The following is a 7,221-nucleotide window of genomic DNA, read 5'->3' as shown; positions in this document are numbered from 1 at the left end:
GAAGAAGAACCTGTAAGGCGGGTTAAGCCCCGGCTTCCAGCTTGGCGATGGCTTCGGCCATCGCCACCAGGCGCCGCGCTTCCGTGACGTGCAATGCCTCAATCATGCGGCCGTCCAGAACGGCAACGCCCTGCCCTGCATTCTCAAACGCTTCAATCAGACGTTTTGCATAATCCAGCTCCTCCGCGTCGGGGCCAAAGGCAGCATTGGCCGTCGCAATCTGTGACGGGTGGATCAGCGTCTTGCCGTCGAAGCCCATGTCACGGGCCTGAAGGCATTCTTCGCGGAAGCCTTCATCATCTCGGAAGTCGCCGTAAACCCCATCGAGGATCATCCGGCCATGGGCGCGGGCGGCGAGAAGCGCCATTCCGAGCGCGGGCATGACCGGCATCCGGCCCTTCACGTGGCGCTCGCGCAAATCCTTGATCAGGTCATTGGTGCCGACAATGATACAGTCGAGCCGTTCGGACGCCACCAGGATTTCCTCAGCATGGAGGAAGCCGAAGGGCGTTTCCATCATCGCCCACAGCCTGACGGCATCGCCACCTTCATATAGCGCCAGTTCCGCCTCAAGCGTCTTGAGCGTGGCCCCGGCCTCCACCTTGGGGATAAGGATCGTGCCGCCCCCGGCTTCGGCGGCGGCTTTCACATCATCCCGCCACCAGGGCGTATCGAGCCCGTTGATGCGGATGACCAGCTCCCGCGCGCCATAAGCCCCGGAAGCGACCGCCGCGGCCGCCTGCTCCCGCGCCATCTGTTTGGCGTCAGGGGCGACCGCATCCTCCAGGTCGAAGATCACCCCGTCACAGGCCAGCGTCTTGGCTTTTTCAAGCGCCCGGGCGTTCGATGACGGCATGAAAAGAAGGCTGCGGCGCGGACGCGTGTCGGTCATGGCATAGTCCCGTATGTGAATGAGGCCCCAAAAGATCGGGCCCAGTGTATGACACACCGGGCCCTGATTTGTTAAGCGCTTTATCGCGGAGCCAGCTTAGGCCTTGGCGGTCAGAAGCCCCTGGTTCACCAGCGATTCCGCAATCTGGACAGCGTTGAGCGCAGCACCCTTGCGGAGGTTGTCGGAAACGACCCAGATGTTGAGGCCGTTCTCGACCGTGTCATCCTTGCGGATACGCGAGATGAAGGTGGCGAAATCGCCCACGCACTCGACCGGGGTGATGTAACCGCCGTCCTCGCGCTTGTCGACAACGAGGCAGCCCGGCGCTTCGCGCAGAATCTTGCGCGCCTGCACGTCCGTGAGCGGCTTTTCGAATTCGATATTGAGCGCTTCGGCATGGCCGACGAACACCGGCACGCGCACGGCGGTGGCGGTCAGCTTGATATCGGGGTCGAGCATCTTGTGGGTCTCGGCCACCATCTTCCATTCTTCCTTGGTGTAGCCGTCGTCCATGAAGACATCGATGTGCGGGATCACGTTGAAGGCGATCTGCTTGGTGAATTTCTCTTTCACGATCGGATCGTTGACGAAGATCGCCCGCGTCTGGCTGAAGAGCTCATCCATCGCCTGGTTGCCCGCACCGGAAACCGACTGGTAAGTGGAAACCACCACGCGCTTGATCTTGGCAGCGTCATGCAGCGGCTTCAGCGCGACCAGCATCTGCGCAGTCGAACAGTTCGGGTTCGCGATGATGTTTTTCTTTTTGTATTTCGCCAGGTGATGCGGGTTCACTTCCGGCACCACCAAGGGCACATCCGGGTCCATGCGGAAGTAGGATGAGTTGTCGATCACGACAGCGCCCTGCTTCGCAGCCTTCGGGCCGTATTCCTTGGAAACGGAGGACCCGGCGGAGAAAAGCGCGATATCGACGTCCGAGAAATCGAACGTGTCGAGGGCAACGACCTTCAGTTCTTTCTCGCCGTAGCCAACCGTCTGGCCAATCGATTTTCGGGACGCAATCGCAATGACCTCGTCGGCCGGAAAATCCCGCTCGGCAAGGATGTTAAGCATTTCACGACCGACGTTACCGGTCGCACCGACTACAGCGACACGAAAACCCATTTTCAGTCTCCTACTGGGTCTACAGGGGGCCTTCTTGTCTCACCGGCCCCAGGTTGAAGCAAACGGAATATGTTTGCCGAATTGGTTAGTTTAACTTTTAATCCAAGTTTTTAGCCAAGCGCCTTCAGAACGGCATCGCCCATGCCGGTGGTACCGACACGGTCGAACCCTTCGGCCCAGATGTCACCGGTACGCACCTCATTGAGCGCCTGCGACACAGCCGCTTCCACCTGATCGGCAGCATCGCCCATATCGAGCGAATAACGGAGCGCCATGGCGAAACTAAGGATGGCCGCCAGCGGGTTGGCAATGCCTTTGCCTGCAATATCCGGCGCCGAGCCGTGCACAGGCTCGTAAAGGCCAGGCCCGCCATCGCCCAGCGAGGCCGACGGCAGCATGCCAAGGGAACCGGTCAGCATCGCCGCCGCATCCGAAAGGATGTCGCCAAACAGGTTGTCAGTGAGGATCACATCAAACTGCTTGGGGGCTTTGACGAGCTGCATGGCGCAGTTGTCAGCGAGGATATGCTCCAGCTTCACGTCCGAATATTCGGCGTCATGCAGCTTGGTGACTTCCTCACGCCACAGGAGGCCTGATTCCATCACGTTGGATTTTTCGGCACTGTGGACGAGGCCGCGGCGCTTGCGCGCCATCTCGAATGCCACACGGGCAATGCGGATGATCTCCGCGTCGGTATAGCGCTGGGTGTTGATGCCAACCCGGCCACCGCCCGGCAAGTCTTCAATGCCGCGCGGTTCGCCAAAGTAAACGCCGCCCGAAAGCTCCCGCACGAACAGGATATCGAGGCCCGCGACAAATTCGCGCTTCAGGCTCGAGGCATCGGCGAGCGCATCGAAACACAGCGCAGGCCGGAGGTTCGCGAACACATCCAGTTCCTTACGGAGGCGTAACAAACCTGCTTCCGGACGCTTGTCATACGCCGTCTTGCCATCCCATTTCGGGCCGCCAACACAGGCGAGCAGGATGGCATCCGCCGCCTTTGCGCGGTCAAGCGTTTCGTCCGACAAGGGCGTGCCTTCGGCATCATAAGCCGCGCCGCCGATCAGGCCTTCGGAGACATCGAAGGTCACACCATGGGCTTTTTCCACCCAGGCCATCACCCGGCGCACTTCCGCCGTAATCTCAGGGCCAATACCATCACCGGGCAGGAGCATGATGTTATAAGTCGTCATAAAATAATCCTCTGTTGCCTTAGGGCGCGTCTCAGGCCCGGTAGAGCCAGGGCATTATCAATTTCTCTTTATGCTCATAGGTGCTGATCGCGGCTTTCGACGTCAGCGTCTGGCCGATCTCGTCAAGGCCTTCCATCAGCATCTTCTTGTGTGCGGGGTTATAGTCGAACTCATAGTGCGCGTTCCCGCACATGACCGTCTGATCCGCAAGGTCGACCGTGATCTGGTGCCCGGCCTCAGCCGCCAGCACCAGGGCATCGACAGCATCCTGCGGCAGCGCGACCGTCAGGATGCCGTTCTTCACACAGTTGCCCGCGAAAATGTCGGCGAATGACGGCGCGATGATACAGCGGAACCCGAGGTCGGCGATGGCCCAGGGGGCGTGCTCGCGGCTGGAGCCGCAGCCGAAATTGTCGCCCGCGATCAGGATTTTCGAGCCCTTATATTTCGGCCCGTCGAAGACGTTATCCTCAATCAGACTGCCGTCGGCGTTATAGCGCACGGTCTCGAACGCATGGACCCCGAAGCCCGAGCGTTTGATCGACTTCAGGTGCTTGGCCGGGATGATGATGTCCGTGTCCACATTCACACGCGGGAACGGCGTTGCGGTCGCGGTGAGTTTGGTGAATTTTTCCATGACTATTCTCCCCGCCCTTAAAAGTTACGTACGTCGACGAAATGACCGGCGATCGCCGCCGCTGCCGCCATCGCGGGGCTCACGAGGTGCGTGCGCGCACCCGGTCCCTGACGGCCGACAAAGTTGCGGTTGCTGGTCGACGCCACATGCTCGCCTGGCCCCGCCTTGTCCGGGTTCATGGCCAGGCACATCGAACAGCCCGGTTCGCGCCATTCGAAGCCGGCATCAAGGAACAGTTTGTCGAGGCCTTCAGCCTCGGCCTGCTCTTTCACAAGGCCCGAGCCCGGCACGATCATCGCCGCGATGATATTGTCCGCGACCTTGCGGCCCTTGATCACGTTGGCAGCCTCGCGCAGGTCTTCGATCCGGCTATTGGTGCAGGACCCGATGAAAACCCGGTCCACCTGAATGTCTGTGATCGGCTGGCCTTCAGCGAGGCCCATATAGTCAAGCGCCTTCTTCACAGCTTCCTGCTTGTTGCGGTCCGCGAACGAGCTGATAGCGGGCACACTGGCCGTGACCGGTACCACGTCCTCGGGGCTGGTGCCCCAGGTGACGAGCGGCACGATCTCGCTGCCGTCGATGACGACTTCACGGTCGAACACCGCGCCTTCGTCCGAGCGGAGCGCTTTCCAGCATTCCACCGCGGCTTCCCACTGGCCCGCCTTCGGGGCATAGGGGCGACCCTTGAGATACTCGAAGGTTTTTTCATCCGGCGCGACAAGCCCTGCGCGCGCGCCGGCCTCGATCGACATGTTGCAGAGCGTCATCCGCCCTTCCATCGACAGGCTTTCGATAACCGGCCCGGCATATTCAATGACATGGGCAGTACCGCCCGCGGTACCGATGGCGCCGATGATGGCAAGCGCGACATCCTTGGCCGAACAGCCAACCGGCAGCTCACCCGTGACCGTCACGCGCATATTCCTGGATTTCTTCAGCGCCAGCGTTTGGGTAGCGAGCACATGCTCGATCTCACTGGTGCCGATGCCGAACGCGAGCGCGCCGAACGCGCCGTGGGTAGAGGTATGGCTGTCCCCGCACACCAGCGTCACACCCGGCTGGGTAAAGCCTTGCTCCGGCCCCACCACATGGACGATGCCCTGCCGGACGTCATCCATGGGGATATAATCAAGCCCGAATTCCTTGGCGTTGGCATCAAGGGCCGCCAACTGTGCGGTCGACATCGGGTCCGGGTTCGGCTGGTCCCGGTCCTTGGTCGGCACATTATGGTCCGGCACGGCGATGATGCTGTCGGTCCGGTGGATGGTGCGGCCGGACGCGCGCAGGCCTTCAAAAGCCTGCGGGCTGGTGACCTCATGCACGAGGTGCCTGTCAATGTATAGAAGGGCGTTGCCATTGCCGCGTTCCTCGACAACATGCATATCCCAAATCTTGTCATACATTGTTTTAGGCATCTATATGCTCCGCTCCTGAGTGGCCTTCACCGGTACCTGCTTTCAAGGCCCCAATGGATCGGCGTGCCGATCATCAGGAACCATAAGCGATCCCGGCCAAAAATGAAAAACGGGGGCAGGTTTTGCGACCCGCCCCCGTCTTATCTTCACCTTCAGCGCGACGCAACAAAATATTACGCAGGTCGCTGAAAATTGAAATTTTATTTCTTAGCAGCTTCCCGTTTGAAGTCCCGCTTCTCAACGATACGGGCAGCCTTACCGGTGCGGCCACGGAGGTAGTAAAGCTTCGCACGGCGAACCTTACCACGGCGCAGAACGGTGATGTCTTCAACCGACGGGCTGTAAAGCGGGAAGATACGCTCAACGCCTTCGCCGTAGGAAATCTTGCGGACGGTGAAGTTGGAGTTCACACCCTTGTTCGAACGGGCGATACAAACGCCTTCGAAAGCCTGGGTACGCTCACGGTCGCCTTCACGGACCTTCACGTTTACACGCAGGGTATCACCAGCGCCAAAAGCAGGAATAGTCTTGCCTTCGGTCAGTTTGGCGATCTGTTCTTGTTCCAGTTTCTCAATCGTATTCATGGCTATCACACCTTTTCGTTTTTGCCCCGTACATAGGTCGACCAGAGGTCCGGCCGGCGTATACGGGTAAGCTCTTCACTTTTTTCGCGCCGCCACTCGGCGATTCGTTTGTGGTGCCCACTGGTGAGCACCTCGGGAATTTCCCGTCCTTCCCAGACCTGAGGCCTGGTATAGTGCGGATACTCAAGGAGCCCGCACTCAAAACTTTCTTCATGCAGCGTTTCCGCCGCACCCATGATGCCGGGGATCAAGCGGACAACCGCATCCAGCATCACCTGCGCCGCCGGTTCGCCCCCCGAGAGGACAAAATCCCCGACGCTGATCTCTTCCACCTCACGGGCCTCAAGAACGCGTTCATCAACGCCTTCGAAGCGACCGCACAGGATGGTCACCCCCCCTGCTTTATGCCAACGTTCCGCTTCCTTCTGATCGAAGGTACGGCCGCGTGGGCTCATATATACAAGGGGCCACTCGGGCTCGGCTTCCGCGCGTGCAGCGTCGATTGCCTTGCCGAGTATGTCCGCGCGCATCACCATTCCGGGGCCACCGCCTGCGGGGGTATCGTCAACGGACCGGTGCTTATCGCTCGAAAAATCGCGAATGTCCAGCGTTTTTAGCGCCCATTTTTCGTCCTCAAGCCCGCGCCCGGCAAGGGAGTGGCCGAGCATGCCCGGGAACATATCCGGGTACAGGGTCAGCACCTGTGCGGTGAAGGCCGGAGACGTCATTTTGCAGCCTCCTCGCTCTCTTCTTCCCCGCGCTCACTGGTCTGGGTTTCAAGCCAGTCGGAAAAGGCGATGGTGACAAACCCGCCCGCAATATCGACGGTCGGCACCAGCGCTTTCCTGAAGGGCACGAAGGCATAGCGGCCAAGCCCGGCCACAGGCGCATCAAGCACCAGTTCGAGAAGGTCCTCAGAGCCGAAATTCTCAACCGAGACGACAGTACCGATTTTCCCGCCAGCCGCATCGCGGGCTTCAAGCCCGATCAGGTCAGCGAGATAATATTCGTCCTCGTCTTCCTCGGCCAGGCTCGCGCGTTCAACAAACAGCTGCTTGCCTTTAAGCGCCATCGCCGCTTCGCGGTCAGCAACCCCGCCAATCCTGACGATGAAGCCTTCCTTGTCGGCACGCAGTTTCTTGAGCCGGACAACCGGACCACCGGCCCCCTGATGGAGGGCGGCATAGGCAAAGATGGCATCCGGGTCTTCGGTGAAGGATTTCAGGCGCACGTCGCCTCTGACACCATGGGCGCCCGCAAAGGCGCCCACAGCAATCCAGCCGTTTTCAACGCCGTGATGGCGTCGTCCGTCCCGGAAGTCATTCATTGTGCCAGCTCCTCAGACGGGGACCGTGGGCCCCCGCCACGAGAGTGT

At 60.2% G+C, this 7,221-nt stretch carries 8 protein-coding genes; all 8 read right to left on the bottom strand.

The genetic code is table 11. From position 1 onward, the window contains the following. Window positions 1–22: 22 nt before the first annotated feature. Entirely contained in the window at window positions 23–892 is an 870-nt protein-coding gene (locus K6118_RS16700; protein ID WP_247121632.1) for an HpcH/HpaI aldolase/citrate lyase family protein, read from the bottom strand. 96 nt (window positions 893–988) lie between these two features. Then, complete coding sequence (locus K6118_RS16695) at window positions 989–2,014, bottom strand: aspartate-semialdehyde dehydrogenase (protein ID WP_247121631.1); 1,026 nt, start codon at window positions 2,012–2,014, stop codon at window positions 989–991. Between the two features lie 110 nt (window positions 2,015–2,124). Continuing rightward, window positions 2,125–3,207: a 3-isopropylmalate dehydrogenase gene (gene leuB / locus K6118_RS16690; RefSeq protein ID WP_247121630.1), complete on the bottom strand. Its 1,083-nt coding sequence runs from the start codon at window positions 3,205–3,207 to the stop codon at window positions 2,125–2,127. 31 nt (window positions 3,208–3,238) lie between these two features. Next, complete coding sequence (leuD, locus tag K6118_RS16685) at window positions 3,239–3,844, bottom strand: 3-isopropylmalate dehydratase small subunit (RefSeq protein WP_247121629.1); 606 nt, start codon at window positions 3,842–3,844, stop codon at window positions 3,239–3,241. 17 nt (window positions 3,845–3,861) lie between these two features. Beyond that, window positions 3,862–5,262, bottom strand: a complete 1,401-nt coding sequence (gene leuC / locus K6118_RS16680; RefSeq protein ID WP_247121628.1) for a 3-isopropylmalate dehydratase large subunit — start codon at window positions 5,260–5,262, stop codon at window positions 3,862–3,864. 200 nt (window positions 5,263–5,462) lie between these two features. After that, entirely contained in the window at window positions 5,463–5,846 is a 384-nt protein-coding gene (gene rplS / locus K6118_RS16675; RefSeq protein ID WP_247121627.1) for a 50S ribosomal protein L19, read from the bottom strand. Between the two features lie 5 nt (window positions 5,847–5,851). Then, entirely contained in the window at window positions 5,852–6,574 is a 723-nt protein-coding gene (gene trmD / locus K6118_RS16670; RefSeq protein ID WP_247121626.1) for a tRNA (guanosine(37)-N1)-methyltransferase TrmD, read from the bottom strand. Next, window positions 6,571–7,173: a ribosome maturation factor RimM gene (rimM, locus tag K6118_RS16665; protein WP_247121625.1), complete on the bottom strand. Its 603-nt coding sequence runs from the start codon at window positions 7,171–7,173 to the stop codon at window positions 6,571–6,573. Before rimM ends, trmD begins: the two co-directional genes overlap by 4 nt. Window positions 7,174–7,221 lie beyond the last annotated feature (48 nt).

The sequence above is a fragment of the Kordiimonas marina genome (assembly GCF_023006325.1).
Taxonomy (GTDB): Bacteria; Pseudomonadota; Alphaproteobacteria; order Sphingomonadales; family Kordiimonadaceae; genus Kordiimonas; species Kordiimonas marina.
Note: the sequence above shows the minus strand (reverse complement) of the source record. Positions and strands in the feature narration are given on the sequence as shown.